Source organism: Nocardia transvalensis, from assembly GCF_015477765.1.
GTDB lineage: Bacteria > Actinomycetota > Actinomycetes > Mycobacteriales > Mycobacteriaceae > Nocardia > Nocardia transvalensis_A.
The window spans coordinates 29,787-48,982 of the sequence record NZ_JADLQQ010000014.1 but is presented as its reverse complement, the minus strand read 5'-3'; the positions used below and the strand labels follow the sequence as shown (position 1 = coordinate 48,982).

The window sequence follows — 19,196 nt, the reverse complement described above, 5'->3', positions numbered from 1 at the left end:
GGGGCGAACGAATTCGACCTACAACTAAATTCCGACGTTTACCGAGCTGACAGCACCGGCGACCATAATTTGCGAACCCATTCCCCGGTTTCTGTGGCAAATTGCATACGTAACGATTCAGTCAACCGATTGGCAATAGGCGCAACCGACTGGCTAACGTAGGCGTCGGCAACTTCGGTAGCCAAACCTTCATCAGGTTGGTGACCCCGGTCGGTCCCTCATCCCGACCGGGGCACAAACTAGTCACAGACCCGGCGGGAGCTCTCGCATCGGTCGTCGCGAACCTCCCGCACCATCCCGGAGGAAAACTCGACAGTGCCGTCGTGTGACGACATCGCCGCTGCCTGGCTCGCCCAAACCGAATTCGCCGGAAACTCCGCTGCCGTCGGCTTACTGAGCCGGGCGATCAGTCCTGGGGATTTCGCGCTCAACCGCGACTCGCTACCGGTGTCGGCGGCCGCCGACCCGACCACCGCCGCAGCCATCCTGGAACTGCTCGAACGCGGCCAGGTGCCGACGATGGCGGCCATCCGCACCCTCATCGTGCAGAACGAGATGCGTTCGGAGGCCGAGCGCATCGAGCGATTGGGCCGGCGCGCCCAGCGCAGCATCGACGAATTCGGCCGGGTGCTGGCCTCGCTCACGCACGAGTACTGGGCCGAGCACGGCGTCGGCCCGACGCGGCGCGACATCCTGCTCACCGATCCGATGATCACCCTGATTCGCGAACGCGTCGGCGATATCGCGCCGAATGCGATCAAACATCTGTGGTTGATCGAACGCGCCCAGCGCGCCGGATGGATCGCATTCAATGCCACGCCCCGATCCCTTTGCGCGGCAAGACGTTTCCATTCGGCACCATATGGAAACCGCGTCTCGCTGCGGCCGGTGAATACGATCGGCACCCTGGTCGCCGGATTTCTCGACGCCTACGAGCGCGAACACGGCCGCCCGCCACGCTGGTCGGTGCTCGCCCACGACCTGCGCGACGACCGCGGCCGACGGGTGTTCAACGACACCGCCGACGCGCGCGCCCAGCAGCAGTGGCTGATCACCGCGGAGTGGCTGGCCCTGCGCGACGACCTGCCCATCCCCGGCCCGCGCGGGCGCCGCGCGCTGTCCCGCAAGGCGCGGCGATGATCGTTCGGTAACTTCCTTGCGACGCGATCGCGCGTGGAAGGAGTGACCGTGCCCTCGACCATCGACCCCGCCGCCACCGCCTGGCTGCTGGCCAGCACCGCGCTGGTCCTGCTCATGACGCCGGGCCTGGCGATTTTCTACGGCGGCATGGTGCGCACGACCGGCGTGCTCAACATGCTCATGATGAGCTTCATCTCCATTCCGCTGGTGACGGTGGCATGGCTGCTGTTCGGCTACACGCTGGCCTTCGGGACCGACGCCGGGGGCGGTGCGATCGGCAATCTGGCCCACACCGCCATGGCGGGCATCGATCCGGGCACCGTCCGCAACGGCGTTCCGGAGCTGCTGTATGCGACATTCCAGCTCACCTTCGCCATCCTGACCGCCGCGCTGGTCAGTGGCGCCATCGCCGATCGGGCGAAGTTCTCGGCGTGGATGGTGTTCGTGCCGCTGTGGGCGCTGGCGGTGTATTCGCCCATCGCACACTGGGTCTGGGGTCCGGATGGGTGGCTGGCCTCGTTCGGCGCGCTCGATTTCGCCGGTGGTCTGGTGGTCGAGATCGCTTCCGGGGCTTCGGCCTTGGCGCTGGCGCTGGTGCTGGGGCCGCGGATCGGGTTCAAGGTGGACGCGATGCGGCCGCACAATCTGCCGTTCGTGCTGCTGGGCGCGGGCCTGCTGTGGTTCGGCTGGTTCGGCTTCAACGCGGGTTCGGCGTTGAAGGCCGACGGTGTCGCCGCGGCGGTCTTTCTGAACACCCTGGTCGCGGGCTGCCTTGGCATGCTGGGATGGCTTGTGGTGGAACGCATCCGCGACGGCCGGCCCACCACCTTCGGCGCGGCCTCGGGTGCCGTCGCGGGCCTGGTGGCGATCACGCCGTCCTGCGGTTCGGTGAATACGCTCGGCGCGTCGATCGTGGGACTGGTTGCGGGCGTGGTGTGCTCGTTCGCGGTGGGCTGGAAGTTCAAGGCGGGCTACGACGATTCGCTGGACGTGGTGGGCGTGCACTTCGTCGGTGGCGTGGTCGGCACGCTGCTGATCGGGCTGCTGGCCAACGAGGTGATGACCGGCGGGGTGCGCGGCCTGTTCTACGGCGGCGGACTGGCCCAACTGGGCAAGCAGGTGGTGGCCGTGCTCGTGGTCGCGGCCTACGCCTTCGCGGTGTCGTTCGCGCTGGGCAAGCTCATCGATCGCACGCTCGGGTTCCGCGTCAGCAAGGAGGACGAGATCGCCGGCATCGACTTCGCGCTGCATGCGGAGACCGCCTACGTGGAGGGCGTGCACGGCCACGCCCCGCGCGGAATCTTCGGCCACCAGCCCGGACCGAGTGACCGGGATCACTGATCTCGGCCCCGGCGGGAGCTTGTCACACGGTGAGGTAACGGCGTTACCCTAACGCTGTTATCTCACTTCGACGACCGTTGGGGGCCGCCGATGCTCACCCGAATCGCACAGCTGTCGACCCGGCATCCGCGGGCGATCCTGCTGACGGCACTGGCGCTGGCACTGCTCTGCGGCGCCTTCGGGGCCTCGGCGGCGAGCCACCTGAAGTCCGGCGGGTTCACCTCCGACAACGCCGAATCGTCGCGGGTCGCGCGGCTGCTCGCCGACGAATTCGACGGTGCGCAGCCCAATTTCGTGCTGATGGTGAGCTCGGACCAGGGCGTCGACAGCCCGGCGGCCCGGGCGGCGGGCACCGATATCACCCACCGGCTGCAGTCCCGCGGCGACACCGTCGGCGTGCGTTCCTACTGGACCAGCCCACCGAATATCGCGGCCGTCATGCGCAGCACGGACGGCCACAAAGCCCTCGTTGTGGCCTATCTGACCGGCGGCGACGACGCGGCGCAGAAGAGCGCGGGCCGGATCGTCGACGAATTGGACGGCGAATATCCGGGCGTCACCGTGCACGCGGGCGGCCTGGCGGCGGCGTATCACGAGGTGAACGACCAGACCACCAAAGATCTCGCGCTGGCCGAGGGAATCGCGGTGCCGCTGACGGCGATCGTGCTGATCCTGGTGTTCGGCAGCGTGGTGGCGGCGTCGCTGCCGCTGGCGGTCGGCATGTTCGCCATCGCGACCACGATGGCGATCCTGCGGCTGTTCACCCTGGTCACCGACGTGTCCATCTACGCGTTGAATATGACCACCGCGCTCAGTCTCGCGCTGGCCATCGACTACAGCCTGTTCATCGTCAGCCGCTATCGCGAGGAGCTCGCCGCCGGCGCCGACCACCGGGCGGCCGCTGTCCGGGCCGTGCAGACCGCCGGGCGCACCGTGCTGTTCTCCGCGCTCACCGTGGCGCTGGCCCTGGCCGTGCTGAGCGTATTCGACCTGTACTTCCTGAAGTCGTTCGCGTATTCGGGTGTGGCGGTGGTGGCCACCGCGGCCGCCGCATCGATCCTGGTGCTGCCCGCCGCGCTGGTTCTGCTGGGCGACCGGGTGAACGCGTGGAATCTGCGGGTTCCGCTGCGGCGCTTGCTGCGTCGGCCGGACCCGGTGCCGCGGCCGCTCGAGCAGACCGGCTGGTACCGCACGGTGACCTGGGTGATGCGCCACGCCCTGCCGGTGACGCTGGTGATTACCGCCGTGCTGCTGGTCCTCGGTGCGCCGTTCCTGGGCGCGAAGTTCGGCTATCCCGACGATCGCGTGCTGCCGACCGGATCGGCCAGCCGGACGGTCGGCGACGAATTGCGCAGCCAATTCCCGGGTGTCAACTCCGGTATGTCCACCACGGTGGTGCTGCCGGGGTACCGAGACGATGCCGGAACCTATGCCGCGGCGCTGTCCAAGGTGGACGGGGTCTCGGCGGTGCTGTCCAACGCGGGCGTCTACGTCTCCGGGGCGCGCATGGCCCCCGCACCGCCCGGCCTGGCCAACGACTTCGGCCAATATCTGACGGTGGGAACGAAATTCGAGCCGTTCTCCGAGGACGGCCGGCATCAGCTCGAGCAGCTGCGCGATGTTCCGGCACCCGCGACGGCGCTGTTCGGCGGCGCGGAGGCGATGAATGTCGACGGCCTGCACGATCTGGGGTCGCGAATCCCGTTGGCGGCGGTGCTGATCGCGCTGGCGACCTTCCTGGTGATGTTCCTGTTCACCGGCAGCGTGCTGCTACCGCTGAAAACGATCGTGCTCAACTGCCTGTCGCTCACCGCGATGTTCGGGATGATGGTCTGGCTCTTCCAGGACGGACATCTGGCCGGTCTGGTCGGCTTCACCCCGACCGGATATCTGGTGGCGACCATGCCGATGCTGATGTTCTGCCTGGCCTTCGGCATGTCGATGGACTACGAGGTCTTCCTGCTGTCGCGCATCCGCGAGGCGTGGCTGGCCTCGGACCGCACCGCCGCCGACAACGAACGCTCCGTCGCCGTCGGCGTCGCCCGCACCGGCCGCATCGTCACCGCGGCGGCCGTGCTGATGGCGATCGTGCTGGGCGCCATGTCCTTCGGGAAGGTGACCTTCATGCAGATGTTCGGGCTGGGGCTCACCCTGACCGTGCTCGCCGACGCCACGGTCATCCGCGGGCTGCTGGTGCCCGCTCTCATGCGGCTGCTGGGCACCGCCAACTGGTGGGCGCCCGCCCCGCTGGCCCGGTGGCACGAAAGGTTCGGGCTCAGTGAGCAATCGGAGCCCACGCGGGATCCCGTGGGTCATCGATGACCACCGCGCGCCGCCCCCGATCGGCCCGCGGCAGCGGGTCCGCGCTGCGCGACGAGATCCTGCAGGCCGCCCGGGAGCTGTTGGCGCACACCGGCAATGCCGATGCCGTGTCGATCCGCGAGGTCAGCAGGCGGGTCGGGGTGAGCGCGCCGTCGATCTATCGGCATTTCATCGACAAGGACGCGCTCATCGAGGCGGTGGTGGCGCAGGTCTTCGAAAATCTCGACGCCGCCATCGTGGCCGCCACCGATCCCGCCCTGTCCCCCATCGTGCGCATGCGCCAACAGGGCCTGGCCTATGTGCGATTCGCACTCGAGCATCCCGAGCAGTACCGCATCGCGACCGTGAGTTCCTCGCGCAACAGGCCGCGCGCGGTCGATCAGGTACTGGGAAGTGCGGTGTTCCGGCGCTTCTCGGAGACGATCCGCGAGGCCATGGACACCGGGCTGCTCGCACCCGGCGACCCGCTGCCGGTGGTGCTGCAGATGTGGGCCAGCGCGCACGGCATCGTCTCGCTGATGATCGCCAAACCCTATCTGCCCTGGGGTGATCCGGAGATCATCGCCGATCGGGTGTTGGCCGCCGCCTTCGTCGGTCGCGCGGCGCTCGACATCATGGGCGGCGATCCCGGACCGGAGGAGGCCGCGCGCTGGCTGGACGGACTGCGGGACAAGGGATGAGCGCGGCTCAGGACACCGAGTCGGCCGGGGAGGACCACGTATTGCACTTCTGGGTGCGGTTGTGCTCCACCCCGTGCTCGTACCAGGCGCCGTAGTTGTGCAGTGAGCCGTGGTCGCGGGCGTCACCGGCCTTGTCGCCGCGACCGTAGTTGTCGCGAATGGTCCGCTGCGTCTGCGCACCGGTGAGGGTGCCCACGAATGTGGAAGAGCCGATGAACATTCCACCGAAGCACTGCGCCTCGAGCTCCCCGCGGCGCGACAGTTCCAGGCCGCGCGCCGACGTCGGACCGGCGTCGTAGCGGTCGCGGTGGTTCTTGCCCATGATGCCGCTGATCGACTGCACGTGGTGCCCGTACTCGTGGGCGAAGACCGCCAGGAAGATGGCGGCGTCGCTGCGGTCCTCGTTGATGAACAGTTGATCCAGCGGCATGTAGATCATGTGGTTGGCCGAGCAGTAGAAGGCCGCCCAGTTGCCTTGGCCGGAACCGCACGGCGAGGACGCCTCGGCGGCGCGGGCGGTGACGCTCAGATTCGGAGTGCTGAACGGGAGTTTCGCCGCCTGCAGCACCGGCTTCCACATGTTGTCCAGGCAGGTGCGGGCGGCCTCGAAGAAGGCCCGCGCGGACGCGACGTCCGAGGCCCAGCGGGGGTAGGTGCACGAGATGTTGATCAGTCCGGAGTCCGGGTCGCGGAACAGGGGATTGCCGGCGGTCGCCGCAACGGGTTGCGGCCCGGCCGGTCTGGTGGTGGTCGGGGTCGCGTAACCGGTCCGGGAGGGCGTGGCCCTCGCGGTGGTGGTCGGTGCCGGTGCGCTCGTCGTCCACGTCGGCGGGGCGTAGGTATGGCTGGGGGTCGCGTAGGAGTCGCGCGAGGGGTGGTTGTCGCGGCCGCCCATCGTCGCGAAGGCCACCAGCGCACCCACCACCGCGAAGACGAAGATCACGGCGAACACCGCGCCGACCGCGCCGCTGCCACCCCTTCGCGGCGGCGGATACGGATGCCCGTAGACACCCGGGGGCGGCAGAGGCGTAATCCCTTGCCGCCCTGAGGGATACGGCCGCGGCGCACCGTACGGCGGCCGGTACCCCGGCGGCGGACCGTACGGCGGGCGCCCCGGCGGCGGGTATCCGGGCGGGTAGCGCGGCGGCTGTGTCACGGGCTCAACTCACCTGGCCGGATTCAGCGGTGAACGTATTGCACTGTGCCGTCTTGTTCTTGTCGAATCCGGTGCTCCACCAGTCACCCATATGCCGGGCGCTGCCGTGGTCGCGCATATCGCCGGGTACGTCGCCGCGGCCGTAGGCGTCTTCGCGGGCATTGCCGGTCTGCGTGGGGGTGAGCGAGCCGCCGCCCGCGGAGGCCGACAGATACATGCCGTCGAAGCAGTTGGCCTGCAATTCGATTCGCCGTGAGACCTCCAAACCCTTGGAACTGGTCGGACCGGCGTCGCGGCGCTCGCGGTTGGCGGCGGACAGAATGCCCGCCTGCGCCTGGATGTGATGGCCGTATTCGTGGGCGAACACCGACAGGTAGATCTCCCAGTGGTCGGCGAACATCTCGGTCTGCAGCTGGCTGATCGGCATGTAGATGGTCTTGTTCGCGCCGCAGTAGAACGCGGCGAAGTTACTGCTGGCGCCGGTGCACGGGGTGGTGATGCCCGCGGTGGTGGCGGTGACGTTCAGCTTCGGCGGGGTGAACGACAGTTTCGCATTGGCCATCACCGGTTTCCATGCCTGTTCCAGGCAGGTGGCGGCGCTTTCGAAGAATTTGCGTGCGGCCTCGACCTGGGTGCTCCACGGTGCGTAGCGGCAGCGGGCCGGGCTCAGGGGCGAGCCGGGATCCGTCAGCAGCGGATTGGTTCCGGTCGCGGCGACTCCCGGTCGGCCCGAATCCTTTCCGGTGGTCGGGGCGTAGGTGTAGCCGGCGCTGCCGCCGGAGTGCGTGGCGCCGTACCCGCCGGTCCGGACGGCGATTCGGACCAGCGCGGCAGTCACGATGAGGATGATGATCACCAGGATCGTGCCCAGGCCGCGGCCGCCTCGGCGGCGTTGCGGCGGACGTCCGGGCGGGCCGTACGGCGACGGCGTCGGCATGGGCGGTCGCGTCGGTGGATAGCCTTGCGGTGGCGGCGGATAGCCGGGTCGGTAGCCGGGTGGGGGTGCGTAGCGAGGCTGGGGATAACCCGGCGGCGGTCCGTAGGGTGGCGGTCCGTAGGGCGGCGGGACCGGTCGTCCGGCAGGCGGAATCGGGCCGTATCCGTAGGGTGGTTGACTCACTCCCCCGTGCCCCCTGGTTCTTTCAGGTCTTCGACAGCCGCTGACGCAGAATAGCAAGCTGTCTAAGCTAAGGCCCCATGCTGATCTTTCGGGGGGGCGCCCTCGGCGCTCTGTTGTTCGTTCTGGCCGGGCTGTTCGGCTCGACGCCCGCCGCCCAGGCGCAACAGGCCGAGGGGGCGGCGATCAAGGCCGATATCAAGCTGAGCGACCAGGGATTGCTCGAGGTTGCCGAGACGGTGCAGGTGCCGCCGGGCGGGCAGTTCCATATGGTGCTGCCGCTGCGAGTTACGTGGGGCGACAAGGGCGAACGCCGCTTCGGCGTCACGGATGTCTCGGCCACCGGGGCGGGTACGGCCAAGGTCGACGGGGACCGGTTCACCATCGACGCCCAGCCGGGCGAATCGTCGTTCGAATACACCGTGCACGGAACGGTCAGCGAGGTGCCGGGGACGCAGCTGTTCAAGTGGAGCGGTGTGCTCGATGCGGATGTCTCGTCGATCGAGGCCACCCTGATCAGCCCGAGCTATGAGATGGGCATCGCGGACTGCACGATCGGGCCGCCGGGACAGATCCGCAAGTGCAACGACGTGCGGGTCGAACCGGACGGCGTGATGTTTCTGGCCCAGGACGGTCTGCACCGCGGCGACATTCTCGATGTCACGTTGCAACTGCCGCCCGGAACCGTCCCGGCCAATGCCGATATCCGCGACGGTACGGATGCGGGAGCGTTCGCGGTGACCGCGCCGGTGCTGGTCGCCTTCGGCGTGCTGGTGGTGGCGCTGTTGGCCTGCGGCGGCTATGTGGCGTGGGCGCGGCGGCAGGACGCCGCGGCGCTCGTGGGCCGGGAGGCGCTGGATCCGGTGCAGCGCAACGGCAATCGCGCCGAGTTCGTGTCGCCGGACGGCACGTTGCCGGGCGAGGCGGGGGTCGTGCTGGACGGGTCCGCGGACGCCGCGGATCTCGCCGCGACGGTCGTGGATCTTGCGGTGCGGCGCTATATTTGGATCACGCCGGATGGCGATTCGGACTGGCGGATCACGCGCGTGAACCCGGCCGACGACCAACTGCGCGAGTACGAGAAGCAGGTGTACCGGGCGCTGCTGCCCGAGGGCACCGATGCGGTGACCGTCACGCAATTGCGGGGCCGCCTGGGTGCGCAGCCGGTGCGGGCCGCACTGCTCGCCGACGCGGTGGAACGCGGTGTGCTCCTCGACCGCACCCGGCGCGGACTGCCGTTCTGGCTCGGGGTTGTCCTCGTGGTGGCCGGTATCGCGGCGACGATCGCGCTGGCGGTATCCGGCGGGCACGCGCTCGTCGGTATCGCGATCGCCCTCGGCGGAGTGGCCGCGCTACTGCTCCCCCGCTACCTCCCGGCCCGCACCGCCACGGGCCGTGAGCTGGCGGGACAGGTCCGCGCCCTGCAGCGCGGCCTCGACGAGCTACGGCCCGACCGCATCTCACCCGCCGAACGCGAATTGGTCTTCTCCCGAGCCCTCCCGTTCACCATCATCGGCGGCCGCGCCGACAACTGGATCCGCACCTTCCGCGACATCGATCCCTCCGCCGACCGACGCCCCGGCCTGTACTGGTTCGGCGGCTTCGATCACGACCGCAACCTCCACCGCTTCGCCGGCCACTTCCCCTACTTCATCACCGCCCTCGAGGGCCTGTTCATCTGACACCCGGCGTCCACGCCCCGCCGGGACCATGACGGTGGCCCCGGCGGGACAGTGAGCGCACGCCGGGGGGTGCGGGGTGGCGTCGATTCGGTCAGCGCGTGGTGCGGGTGGCGCGGCGCATGGCCGAGAGGGGGTCGGCGTAGAAGACGCTCAGCGAGGTTACGGCGGCGGCGTGCTCCTGGACTCGGCTGCCGAAGCGGCTGATGCGGAGGTCGGCGGGCGGGAGGGTGGTGCTCTGAGTGAAAGCCTTTGCCACCTGGTCGATTCCGGGGCGGTAGCCGGTGAAGGCTTGCCCGCCGAGGATGACTCGGTCCGGGTTGAACATGTCACGGACCAGAGCCGCCGTGCGGCCGAGGATTTCGGCTCGCTCGAGCAGCAGGCTACGGGCGGGGGCGGACCCGGACTCGGCGGCGCGGTACAGGTCGGCGATCACGGGGCGGCGCGGGGCCTCCCGCTTGGGCACGATGCCCGCACGCACCGCGCGGCTCAGCAGTGCCGCCTCGCCGACGGTGGCCTCCAAGCAGCCGCGGCGGCCGCACGAGCAGTCCACGTCGGAGCCGGTGGGCAGGTGTGCGATCGAGCCGGGGCCGTTGGTCGGGGTGTGCACGCGATCGTGCAGGGTGACCGCCACCCCGGCCGTCTCACGGGCATAGATGTACAGGCTCGAACCGGGGCGTTCCTCCTCGCCCGGGGCCAGCAGCAGTTCGGCGGCGGCCATTGCCTCGACGTGCGCGGCCACCGACACCGGCAGGTCGAGTATCGCGCCGAAGGTCGCGGCCACCGGTGCGGCCTGCCAGCCGAGGCGGGGGTGGTCGACCACACCGGAGGCAGGATCGACCCGGCCGGCCAGCGCCAAACCGGTCCACAGCGGGCGGCGGCGCGGCAGCCGGTCGAGGAAGGCCTTGGCGCTGCGGGCAATGATGGTGAGCGCGGCCTCCTGACTCGCCTGGGGAGTGGCGATCTCCAGACCGCCGAGGATGCGACCGGACAGATCGGCGGCGATGATGCGGGTCACCGTGGCGCCGATGTGCACGCCGAGGGTGGTGTAGGCGTCGGTGTCGACCTCGAACGGCACCCGCGGCCGCCCGACCGCGCCGGAGGCGGTGAGATCGGCCCGCTCGCGCAGCAGCCCGGCCGTAAGCAGCGCGGACACTTGGCGATTCACGGTGGCGATGCTCAAACCCGTTGTCTGCGCGGCGGTATCGCGGAAGATCGGGCCGCGGGTGGCCGCCCGCAGCACTGCGGCGGCGGGGTTGTCGGCGATGCGCAGTTCGGGCGGCACGGCGGGACGCGACGGCGCGGTGCGGGTGGGCAGGGTGAGGGTCGACGATCGCTCGAGGATGGGGCTCGTCATGTGCGGAATCCTTGTTGTGGTCCCGGGGCACGGGACATGTCCGAAAAATGGGGTCAGCAACAAGGCAGAGAGAAGGGCCCGAATCAGTCGAAGAAGTGACCAGGAGCGGTTCTCAGCTGCGCGGCCGGGAACAACACAGTTCCCGCTGCCGCGGCAGCCGCACACCGAGCGCAACGGTCACGTACGTGACCCGTGCGGGGTTCGGACGGCTGATGGACATGCGTACGAAGTTATCATCCCATGTCTGCCGGACGCCAGACCGGGCGGTACGCATGCCTTTCGCTCACCGTGATCGAAACTCTCCGTCCAGGTCCACGACGCGGTTCGAGGCCGAAATTCCGGACATTCCGGCGGGCCGCGCGCATCGGGGTGAAAATGCCGATCCGGCGACGGTACCGGGCATACACTCGCCTAATGGGTCGGGATCCGTGGGCCGGGGAGGGCCCGGAGCAGCGGGCGGTACGCCGGAAGAATCGGCTGCGGTTGGCCATCGTCGCTCCCATCGCGATCCTCGCGGTGGTGGTCGCGATCGTGGCGTACATGCGCAATCCGGAGCAGAGCAACCCCGCGCCCGCAGCCCAAGTCCCGCAGGCTTTTCTGGGTGAATGGCGGGGCGTCGCCGACAACGGCCGCGACACCTTCGACATCGTGCTGACCATCCGTCCCGGCACCGAGGAGGTCGCGACCTCCTCGAACACCAACAAGACCACCGGGGCCCGCTGCGAACGCGCCGAACGTCTGGTCGGCGCCACCGATACCGAACTCACCCTGGCCGCCCGGCCGACAGGCGGCGAGGGGTGCGACGGCGAGGGCACGGAATCGACGGTCCAACTGCACACCGACGGCTCCCTCGCCTACCGCGCGGGCGGGCCGGGCAGCACCGTCACCGGCACTCTCCACCGGCCTTAGCGTCCCGTTTGAGTCGATTCGCCCCGGGTACGCGGATCGCAGGAAGGAATTCATCCGCTACACCAAGGATTTCGACATGACGCAGTCCCAAGAGACCGGCAAGATCACCGGAACCAAGGACAAGGACTACAACCTGATCTGGTACACCGAGGCCTGCCTCGACAACGCCCTGCGGTTGGAGACCTATATCGCCGACGCCGAGCGCTCCGGGGATACCGAACTGGCCGAGTTCTTCCGCAAGGCCCAGACCGACAGCCGCAAGGGCGCCCGGATGGGTAAGGAGCTGCTCGCCAAGCGGCTGCACGGCTCCGAGATCTGATCGAACCGTTCCACCAGGTAACGCGGGTCACCGACGGAGCGCGGGAAGAGGCGATAACACCGCGCCCGTCGGACCGCCCGTAGTGTCGCGCCGCACGAGCTCGGGCTCAGGCGGCGCGTACGTGTTGCAGGCCCCATTCGCGGGCCAGGAGCCGATGTGAGGTCACACGGTCCTCATGCGCGTGGGTGACGCTGGTGACCACCAGTTCGTCGGCGCCGGTCAGTTGCTGGAGGGCGGTGAGGCGTTCGGCCACCGCGGCCGGGGTGCCGACGAATTGCGTGGTCACCCGGTCGTGGACCAGACGGCGTTGCCGGTCGGTGAGCGGCGGAGCGGTATCGGGATCGAGGTATTCGGCGGCACCCGCGCCGCTGCGGATGCTGTAGACCCAGTGGCCGTAGGTCGAGGCCAGGTAGTCGGCGGTATCCTGATCCTCGGCGACGACCACATCGGCGGAGACGACGAGATAGGGCCGAGGGTAGCGCGCCGAGGGGCGAAACGAATCCCGGTAGGCCGCAACGGTTTCCAGAATCGTTCCCGGTGATACGTGGTAGTTCGCCGCGAACGGCAGGCCGAGCCGCCCGGCCAATCGGGCGCTCTCGCCGCCGCTGCTGCCGAACAGCCACAGCTCCACCGCGGCGCCTTCGCCCGGAACGGCGTGCAGGGCAACGCCTTCCGAGGTGGTGTACGTCCCGTTGAGCAAGGCGCGAATCTGCTCCACCTGTTCGGTGTAGTCGATGGATTGCGCGCCCGGCAGCAGTAACGCCTCGTGCCCGGCCGCCAAGCGGGAGGTGTCGAGCACCTGTCCCGGACCGAACGGCGGCGGAATGACCACACCGTCACGTACCTCGGTCGGCCGCTGCGGCGCCGGGACCGGCGGCACTCCGGCCGATCGCACCTGGGCGACACGATGTGCGGAGCGCCCGAGGCCGAGGTCGAGGCGGCCCGGATACAGCGCGTCGATGGTGCCGAACGACTCGACCACCGACGCCGAGGTGTGGTGGCCGAGCTGCACGGCGGCCGATCCGACGCGAATCGTCTTGGTGGCGGCCGCGATCAGCGCGATCAAGGTGGTGGTCGCCGAGCTGGCCACCTGCACGAAATGATGTTCGGCGACCCAGTAGCGCCGGTATCCCCAGGACTCGGCATGCCGGGCGAGGTCGATGGTGTTGCGGATCGCCTGCTGCGGCGTGGACCCGGCACTGATCGGCGACAGGTCGAGAATCGACAGCGGAACGGTGGTCGTCATGACGCACGTACTCCTTCGCTCGTCTCGTGGGGGTGGCGCAGGCCCAGATGCTCACGCAGGGTCGTGCCGGCGTACTCGGTCCGGAAACTGCCGCGCTCCTGCAGCTCCGGGATCACCTTGTCGACGAACTCGTCGAGTCCGGCCGGGGTGAGATGCGGGACCAGGACGAACCCGTCCGCGGCGTCGCTCTGCACATATCGATCGATCTCGGCCGCGACCTCGGCCGGGCTGCCGACGAACTGCTGGCGCGCGGTCACCTCGATGATCAGCTCGCGAATGCTGAGGTTCTCCGCCTCCGCCCTGGCCCGCCACGCCTCGGCGACGGCACGCGGATCCTTGGCATGCCGGACCCGGCCGCGGGTGATGTTCACATTATCGACCGGATCCACATCGGGCAGTGGACCATCGGGGTCGTACTCGGAAAGGTCACGGCCCCAGACCTGTTCGAGGAAGGCGATGGCGGTCTGCGGCCCCACCTGCTGCAACCGGATGTGCCGGGCCCGCTCCTCGGCGTCGGCCCGGGTGTCGCCGAGGACGAACGTGGCGGCGGGCAGGATCTTCAGATCGTCGCGGGCCCGGCCGTATTTCGCCAAGCGGCCCTTCACGTCGGTGTAGAACTGCCGACCGTCCTCGAGTTCCCCGTGGCGGCTGAAGATGGCATCGGCCTTGGCGGCGGCGAACTCTCGGCCCTCGTCGGAGTCACCGGCCTGGATCTGCACGGGATAGCCCTGCGGGCTGCGCGGCAGCACGAACTGCCCGTCGATATCGAACTGTTCGCTGGAAAAGCGCACCGACGGCGCGGGTCGCGCGAAGATGCCCCGCTCCCGGTCGATCACCAGCGCATCGGCCGACCAGCTGTCCCACAGGGCACGGGTGGCATCGACCACCTCGGCGGCCCGGCTGTAGCGCTCGGCGTGGTCGAGATAGCCGCCGCGGCGGAAGTTCTCACCGGTGAACGCGTCGGAGGAGGTGACGGCGTTCCAGGCCGCCCGGCCGCCGGACAGGTGGTCCAGCGTCGCGAACTGCTTGGCCAGTTCGAAGGGTTCGTTGAAGGTCGTGTTGATGGTCCCGGCCAAGCCCAGCCGGGTCGTCACGCCGGCCAGCGCCTCGAGGACGGTGAAGGTGTCGGGCCGCCCGACCACGTCGAGATCGAAGATCCTGCCGCGGTGTTCGCGCAGTCGCAGGCCCTCGGCGAGGAAGAAGAAATCGAACAGGCCGCGTTCGGCGGTGCGGGCCAGATGCACGAAGGAGTCGAAGTCGATCTGGCTGCCCGATTCCGGATCGCTCCACACCGTGGTGTTGTTGACGCCCGGGAAATGCGCGGCCAGGTGAATCTGCTTGCGTACCTTGTTGTTCGCCATATCTATCCTCGAGCGGTGAGCGCGTAGCGGTTGACGGGGCGCGGCAGGCCCAGCCGGTCGCGCAGGGTGGTGAGCCCGGGCAAGTGCGTGATGAACGGGGCCAGTGCCAGCGGGCGCAGCACGACACCGTCACCGGCGCACTCGGTGCGGACCTGGGCGAGCAGCTCGCGCAGGGCCTGCGGGGTCCCGATGTGGCGCAGCGTGTTCGGATCGGCGGTGGGTGTCCACGCCTCGAGCTGGGCCAGGTCCGCGGCCGCCTCCTGCTCGGTGGCGGCGACATGCACGTCGATATCGACCAGGACACGCACCAGCTTCGGATCGCGGCCCGCCGCCGCGACCGCGGCCCGCAGCTCGCCGCGGGTCTGGGCGGCGGAGGCCAGGTCGGGTGCCGCGATGCGGATCAGGTCGGCGCGATGGACCGCCACCCGCGTGCTGGGTGGGTCGGCGGCGCGCACCGCCACCAATGGCTGGCCCTGCGGCGGACGCGGAGTGATCGAGGGGCCCTTCACCGAGAAGTTGTCGCCGACGAAGTCGATGTAGTGCAGCTTCTCGCGGTCGATGAAGCGTCCGGTCGCGGTGTCTCGAATCTCGGCATCGTCCTCCCAGCTGTCCCACAGCCGGGTCACCACCTCGACCGCCTCGTCGGCCTCGTGCCACAGCGAGGCCGCGTCCTGCTCGGCCTTGCGCCCGAACAGTGCGGCCGCGCCGTGCGAGACCGTGACCTCCCAACCGGCCCGGCCGTAGGTCGCGAAGTCCAGGCTGGCAATGGCTTTGGAGACGTGAAACGGCTCGGTGTGCGTCACCGGAACCTGGGGAATCAACCCGATCCGGTGCGTGGCCGCGGCCGAGCGGGCGGCGATGCCCACCGCCTCGAGCCGACCGGCCGCGCCCTGAGCCTGCAGCGTGAACGAGTCGGGCAGGAAGGCGAGGTCGAGGCCCGCCGTGTCGGCGGCGGTCACGGCGTCGAGCCAGTACTCCGCGGTGAACAGCTCCTCGGCGCGCGAGTCGGCACGTCGCCAGGAGGCGGGATGTGTGCCGGTGCCGGACAATTCGACACCCAGTAGCAGTGGTTGCGAATGGGTCATTCAGGCCGTCCTTTCGATGGGAGCCGTGAACCGGGCCGGGCCCGGGACGGCCGCCAGCAGTTCGCGGGTGTACTCGTGCCGCGGCGTCCGGAAAAGCTCTGCGGTGGTGGCTGTTTCGACGATCCGGCCGCCGCGCATGACCGCCACCCGGTCGCTGATGCGGCGCACCACGGCCAGATCGTGGGTGATGAACAGGTAGCTCAGCTGCAACTCGGCCTGCAGCCGCTCGAGCAGATCCAGAATCTGCGCCTGCACCGAGACGTCCAGCGCCGACACCGGTTCGTCGAGCACGACCAGATCCGGCTGCAGGGCGAGTGCGCGGGCGATGGCGACGCGTTGACGTTGGCCGCCGGATAGTTCGGCGGGGCGCCGAGTCGAATACGACTCGGGCAGCGCCACCTGGTCGAGCAGTTCGGCCACGCGAGCCCTCCGTGCGGAGCGATCCCCTACTCTGAAGGCGCGCAACGGTTCCGCCACGATCTGAGCGACGGTCAGCTTGGGATTCAAGGCGGCATACGGGTTCTGGTAGACGATCTGGATCCGTCGGCGCAGATCGCGCAGACGGGCGCCGCGCAGCTGGCCGATGTCGTGCCCGTCGACGGTGATCGTGCCCGCGTCGGGTCGCTCCAGCCGGGCGAGGATGCGGGCGGTGGTGGTCTTACCGGAGCCGGATTCGCCGACGACGGCGAGGGTTTCGCCGCGGTCGATGCGCAGTGACACGTCGTCGACGGCGGTCAGGGTGGTGCGGCGATCGAGGCGGAAGGTTCGGCGGAGTCCGGTGGCCGTCAGCAGGGGTGCGGCGGCGGGCGGGCGCGGTGGGCGCAGCGCGGTGTCCAGGCTCGGCGCGGCGGCCAATAGCTGCTGGGTGTACTCGTGCCGAGGGTTGGCGAGAATGTCGCGGGCCGTGCCGGTTTCGACGATCTCACCCTGCCGCATGACCACGATGCGGTCGGCTCGGTCGGCCGCCACACCCAGATCGTGGGTGATCAGCAGGACCGCGGTGCCGGATTCGGCGGTGCGCGCGGCGAGGTGGTCGAGGATGCGGCGCTGCACCGTGACGTCCAATGCGCTGGTGGGTTCGTCGGCGATCACCAGTTCGGGCCGGCAGGCCAGGGCGATACCGATGAGCACCCGCTGCCGCTGCCCGCCCGACAGATCCTGGGGATACTGGTGGGCCCGCACCTCGGGGCGATCCAATCCCGCGTCGGCGAGGATCCGCACGGCCTGCGCCCACGCGGTCTTGCGCGTCGCGCGACCGTGGATACGCAGCGCCTCACCCACCTGATCCCCGACCCGCACGACCGGATTCAGCGACGTCCCGGGATCCTGCGGCACCAACCCGATACGCGCCCCGCGGATCTGCCGCAGCACTCGCTCCGGGGCGTCACCGATCCGCTCACCCGCGAACGCGATCCGCCCGCCGGTGACCACTCCCCCGCTCAGCAATCCGATCACCGCATGCGCCAATGTCGACTTCCCGGAACCGGATTCACCGACCAGCGCCACGGTCTCCCCCTGCGAGACCGATAGCGACACCCCCTTGACGGCGGCAGTGGCCCCGCCGCCGCCCCGATACTCGACACTCAGGTCCTCCACCCGCAACAGCGGGCCGTGCAGTCGTTCATTCGTCACCGCGTCACCTCCCGTCCGAGCGCGAGTCGTCATCGGGCACCGTCCTGGGCCAGGGCGCGGCCGAGGCGCTGAGCGGACAGGACGACGGCGACGATGACCAGACCGGGCAGGGTGGTCATCCACCAGGCGGTGGCGAGGTAGTTGCGGCCCTCGGAGATCAGCGAGCCCCATTCGGGCGTGGGCGGGGCCGCGCCGTAGCCGAGGAAGCTCAGCGAGGAGACGGCGAGGACGGCGACGCCGAATTCGACGGCCGCCAGCGCCGCGACGGGGGCGTAGGCATTGCGCAGCACATGCCGGACCAGGACCGCGGGCCAGCGGACACCGGCGGCGAATGCGGCTTCGACGTAGGGGGCGCGGCGGACTCGCAACACCTCAGCCCGCATGACCCGGGCGAATCGGGCCACCAGGGCGATACCCACCGCGAGGGCCACATTGCGGGTGCCGAAGCCGAGCACGGTCACCAGCGCCAGCGCGGTCAGCAGCTCCGGAATCGACAGCAGCACATCGACGATCCGCATGATCACCGCATCGGTCACGCCGCCGATCGAGCCCGCCAACAGACCGACGACCGAGCCCACGACCAGGCTCAGCATCACCGCGAACACCGTTGCCGTCAACGACAACCCGGCGGCGTGCACGACCCTCGTGTAGATATCGCGCCCGAGGTTGTCGGTCCCGAACCAGTGCCGCACACTCGGCCCGCGCAATTTCTCCGACGGCACGCCCACCAGCGGATCACGCCCGGCGAACACTCCGGGTAGCACTGCCCAGCCCAGCACCACTGCCAGCACCAGCAGCGAGATTCCGGCAAAAATGTTGGTCCGCAGAGACTTACGCACAGAGCTCCGGCTCGCGGCACCGAAACCGAGACCCGCCCGCTCGACCACCACCGACCCGATCACCTGTCGGCTCCTCTCCGAACAACCTGGGCCACCCGGGGATCCAGCAGCGGATGCACGAGATCGACGGCCAGGTTCACCAGGACGAACGCCAGCGCCGTGATCACGACGATGCCCTGCACGACGGGAATGTCCTGAGTCAGGACCGCGGTCTGGGTGAGGCGCCCGATACCCGCGCGGGAGAAGACGGTTTCCACCACGACCGAACCGGCCAGCACCGTACCGACCCAGATCCCCGCGACGGTCAGCGCCGGGGCGAGGGCGGGCCGCAGGACATGGCGCGCCTGCACCCACCGGCGGGAGCCGCCCTTGGCGAAGGCCACCTCGACGAACGGCTGCCGCCAGGTCTGCGCGAGGCTGCCGTAGAGCACCTGCGCGATGACCGCGCCGACGGGAATGGCCAGTGTCACCGCGGGCAGAACCACACCGTCGAATCCCGTACCGCCGAATGCGGGTACGAGCCGCAGCCGGAACGAGAACACTTGCAACAGCAGCAGTCCCACCCAGAAGGTGGGCGCGGAGGCGCCGATCGGCGGCAGCGCGGTCAACAGCCCACGCAGCCAACGCTTGCCGGTGTAGGCCGCCGCCACCGCCAGCGCACCACCGAACACCACCGCCAGCGCCAGCGACGATGCCGCGAGGGCCAGCGTGGACGGCAGCGCCTCGGTGATCGCGCCCGTCACCGACTGCCCGGTCCCGATGGACCGGCCCAGATCCCCGCGCGCCGCATGCTCGAGAGCGGTCCAATACTGCTGCCACACCGGCTTGTCGAAGCCGTAGCGCTGCCGCATCTCCTCGATGGCCGCGGGATCGACGGGAACACCGGGATCGGCGCCCCGCGCCAGCTCCACCGGATCGCCGGGCAGCAGGTACAGCACCGCGAACGATCCGGTGAACGCCGCCCACAGCACGAGCACCGCCTGGAGTACGCGAACGACCACGTAGCGGGCCAT

Annotated in this window: 16 protein-coding genes; 7 read left to right on the top strand and 9 right to left on the bottom strand. The window is 69.4% G+C overall.

The window, feature by feature from the left end; all coding sequences use genetic code 11:
- Positions 1–315: 315 nt before the first annotated feature.
- From IU452_RS32855 to IU452_RS32840, 4 genes are all read left to right on the top strand, one after another.
- Complete coding sequence (locus IU452_RS32855) at positions 316–1,140, top strand: hypothetical protein (RefSeq protein ID WP_195113127.1); 825 nt, start codon at positions 316–318, stop codon at positions 1,138–1,140.
- Between the two features lie 48 nt (positions 1,141–1,188).
- The gene (locus tag IU452_RS32850) at positions 1,189–2,481 is read left to right on the top strand and encodes an ammonium transporter (protein WP_195113126.1); all 1,293 of its coding nucleotides are present in this window, start codon (positions 1,189–1,191) and stop codon (positions 2,479–2,481) included.
- Positions 2,482–2,571: 90 nt separating this feature from the next.
- A complete protein-coding gene (locus tag IU452_RS32845) occupies positions 2,572–4,803 on the top strand; it encodes an MMPL family transporter (RefSeq protein ID WP_195113125.1) in 2,232 nt (743 codons plus the stop codon).
- Positions 4,800–5,483 carry a TetR/AcrR family transcriptional regulator gene (locus IU452_RS32840; RefSeq protein ID WP_195113124.1) on the top strand — a complete coding sequence of 228 codons (684 nt, stop codon included), beginning with the start codon at positions 4,800–4,802 and terminating at the stop codon, positions 5,481–5,483. The genes IU452_RS32845 and IU452_RS32840 overlap by 4 nt, the downstream gene beginning before the upstream one ends.
- 7 nt (positions 5,484–5,490) lie before the next feature.
- Here the strand turns inward: IU452_RS32840 and IU452_RS32835 are convergent, their stop codons facing one another.
- Together IU452_RS32835 and IU452_RS32830 are read right to left on the bottom strand one after the other, a co-directional pair.
- Complete coding sequence (locus tag IU452_RS32835; RefSeq protein ID WP_324192969.1) at positions 5,491–6,639, bottom strand: neutral zinc metallopeptidase; 1,149 nt, start codon at positions 6,637–6,639, stop codon at positions 5,491–5,493.
- 4 nt (positions 6,640–6,643) lie between these two features.
- Entirely contained in the window at positions 6,644–7,576 is a 933-nt protein-coding gene (locus IU452_RS32830; protein ID WP_195113123.1) for a neutral zinc metallopeptidase, read from the bottom strand.
- A gap of 260 nt (positions 7,577–7,836) precedes the next feature.
- On the opposite strand from IU452_RS32830, the gene IU452_RS32825 reads away from it, so the two are divergent.
- A complete protein-coding gene (locus tag IU452_RS32825) occupies positions 7,837–9,438 on the top strand; it encodes a DUF2207 family protein (RefSeq protein ID WP_195113122.1) in 1,602 nt (533 codons plus the stop codon).
- Positions 9,439–9,529: 91 nt separating this feature from the next.
- On the opposite strand, the gene IU452_RS32820 is transcribed toward IU452_RS32825, so the two are convergent.
- Positions 9,530–10,792 carry an ROK family protein gene (locus IU452_RS32820; RefSeq protein ID WP_195113121.1) on the bottom strand — a complete coding sequence of 421 codons (1,263 nt, stop codon included), beginning with the start codon at positions 10,790–10,792 and terminating at the stop codon, positions 9,530–9,532.
- 414 nt (positions 10,793–11,206) lie between these two features.
- Here IU452_RS32820 and IU452_RS32815 point away from each other — a divergent pair, with 414 nt between their 5' ends.
- Both IU452_RS32815 and IU452_RS32810 read left to right on the top strand, forming a co-directional pair.
- The gene (locus tag IU452_RS32815; protein WP_195113120.1) at positions 11,207–11,701 is read left to right on the top strand and encodes a hypothetical protein; all 495 of its coding nucleotides are present in this window, start codon (positions 11,207–11,209) and stop codon (positions 11,699–11,701) included.
- A gap of 76 nt (positions 11,702–11,777) precedes the next feature.
- On the top strand, positions 11,778–12,020 hold the full coding sequence (locus IU452_RS32810) for a hypothetical protein (protein ID WP_195113119.1): 243 nt from the start codon (positions 11,778–11,780) through the stop codon (positions 12,018–12,020).
- Positions 12,021–12,126: 106 nt separating this feature from the next.
- On the opposite strand, the gene IU452_RS32805 is transcribed toward IU452_RS32810, so the two are convergent.
- Genes IU452_RS32805 through IU452_RS32780 form a run of 6 tightly spaced genes read right to left on the bottom strand, consistent with a single transcriptional unit; the run spans position 12,127 to position 19,196 of the window.
- Positions 12,127–13,266, bottom strand: coding sequence for an LLM class flavin-dependent oxidoreductase (locus IU452_RS32805; protein ID WP_195113118.1), 1,140 nt, complete (start codon positions 13,264–13,266; stop codon positions 12,127–12,129).
- Positions 13,263–14,627 carry an NtaA/DmoA family FMN-dependent monooxygenase gene (locus IU452_RS32800; protein WP_195113117.1) on the bottom strand — a complete coding sequence of 455 codons (1,365 nt, stop codon included), beginning with the start codon at positions 14,625–14,627 and terminating at the stop codon, positions 13,263–13,265. Before IU452_RS32800 ends, IU452_RS32805 begins: the two co-directional genes overlap by 4 nt.
- Positions 14,628–14,629: 2 nt before the next feature.
- A complete protein-coding gene (locus IU452_RS32795; RefSeq protein WP_195113116.1) occupies positions 14,630–15,712 on the bottom strand; it encodes an LLM class flavin-dependent oxidoreductase in 1,083 nt (360 codons plus the stop codon).
- Complete coding sequence (locus IU452_RS32790) at positions 15,713–17,377, bottom strand: ABC transporter ATP-binding protein (protein WP_195113115.1); 1,665 nt, start codon at positions 17,375–17,377, stop codon at positions 15,713–15,715.
- Positions 17,374–18,246 carry an ABC transporter permease gene (locus tag IU452_RS32785; RefSeq protein WP_195113114.1) on the bottom strand — a complete coding sequence of 291 codons (873 nt, stop codon included), beginning with the start codon at positions 18,244–18,246 and terminating at the stop codon, positions 17,374–17,376. Before IU452_RS32785 ends, IU452_RS32790 begins: the two co-directional genes overlap by 4 nt.
- Complete coding sequence (locus tag IU452_RS32780; protein ID WP_195113113.1) at positions 18,243–19,196, bottom strand: ABC transporter permease; 954 nt, start codon at positions 19,194–19,196, stop codon at positions 18,243–18,245. The genes IU452_RS32785 and IU452_RS32780 overlap by 4 nt, the downstream gene beginning before the upstream one ends.

What these genes read in the sequence shown, in the direction of transcription:
- IU452_RS32840 (WP_195113124.1), top strand. Translation starts at nt 4,800, where the DNA reads ATGACCACCGCGCGCCGCCCCCGATCGGCCCGCGGCAGCGGGTCCGCG.
- IU452_RS32830 (WP_195113123.1), bottom strand. Translation starts at nt 7,576, where the DNA reads ATGCCGACGCCGTCGCCGTACGGCCCGCCCGGACGTCCGCCGCAACGC.
- IU452_RS32795 (WP_195113116.1), bottom strand. Translation starts at nt 15,712, where the DNA reads ATGACCCATTCGCAACCACTGCTACTGGGTGTCGAATTGTCCGGCACC.
- IU452_RS32825 (WP_195113122.1), top strand. Translation starts at nt 7,837, where the DNA reads ATGCTGATCTTTCGGGGGGGCGCCCTCGGCGCTCTGTTGTTCGTTCTG.
- IU452_RS32805 (WP_195113118.1), bottom strand. Translation starts at nt 13,266, where the DNA reads ATGACGACCACCGTTCCGCTGTCGATTCTCGACCTGTCGCCGATCAGT.
- IU452_RS32845 (WP_195113125.1), top strand. Translation starts at nt 2,572, where the DNA reads ATGCTCACCCGAATCGCACAGCTGTCGACCCGGCATCCGCGGGCGATC.
- IU452_RS32810 (WP_195113119.1), top strand. Translation starts at nt 11,778, where the DNA reads ATGACGCAGTCCCAAGAGACCGGCAAGATCACCGGAACCAAGGACAAG.
- IU452_RS32800 (WP_195113117.1), bottom strand. Translation starts at nt 14,627, where the DNA reads ATGGCGAACAACAAGGTACGCAAGCAGATTCACCTGGCCGCGCATTTC.
- IU452_RS32820 (WP_195113121.1), bottom strand. Translation starts at nt 10,792, where the DNA reads ATGACGAGCCCCATCCTCGAGCGATCGTCGACCCTCACCCTGCCCACC.
- IU452_RS32815 (WP_195113120.1), top strand. Translation starts at nt 11,207, where the DNA reads ATGGGTCGGGATCCGTGGGCCGGGGAGGGCCCGGAGCAGCGGGCGGTA.
- IU452_RS32780 (WP_195113113.1), bottom strand. Translation starts at nt 19,196, where the DNA reads ATGGCCCGCTACGTGGTCGTTCGCGTACTCCAGGCGGTGCTCGTGCTG.
- IU452_RS32790 (WP_195113115.1), bottom strand. Translation starts at nt 17,377, where the DNA reads ATGACGACTCGCGCTCGGACGGGAGGTGACGCGGTGACGAATGAACGA.